Raw genomic sequence first — 395 nt, 5'->3', positions numbered from 1 at the left:
ATCTAATACTTCTATAAAAAGTGGAATTATATAGCCCTCCATGTTTATGATAGCAAAAGCATCTGATCTATAACGACCTTCCAACCAGTTCTCTTCTCTTTTAAAATAACTGACTTTAGCCCCCATTAACTGTAGCTCTATAAAAATATCCATAATCTTCATGGTATGCCTAGAAACCCTGCTGTAGTCATCTTTTAAATAGTAAATATTACAATCATCTTGCTTAAATCTTTGGATGTTAACTTTTAACTGGTCACACTTCACACAAGCTGATAATCTACGTTGTGCTAGATTGTAGGAGTCTTTTTTAGTCCTAAACCAAATGCGACTAGCTTGCTTAATTGTAATGAACCCATAACGTTCCACATGACGTACTATCTCCACATCCCTACTTG

Annotated in this window: 1 pseudogene; it reads right to left on the bottom strand. The window is 34.9% G+C overall.

Annotated elements, in window-relative coordinates:
* A pseudogene (locus GBZ86_RS16835) lies at positions 1-366 on the bottom strand (hypothetical protein); the annotation flags it as partial.
* Positions 367-395 lie beyond the last annotated feature (29 nt).

Source organism: Clostridium tarantellae, from assembly GCF_009295725.1.
Taxonomy (GTDB): Bacteria; Bacillota; Clostridia; order Clostridiales; family Clostridiaceae; genus Sarcina; species Sarcina tarantellae.
Note: the sequence above shows the minus strand (reverse complement) of the source record. Positions and strands in the feature narration are given on the sequence as shown.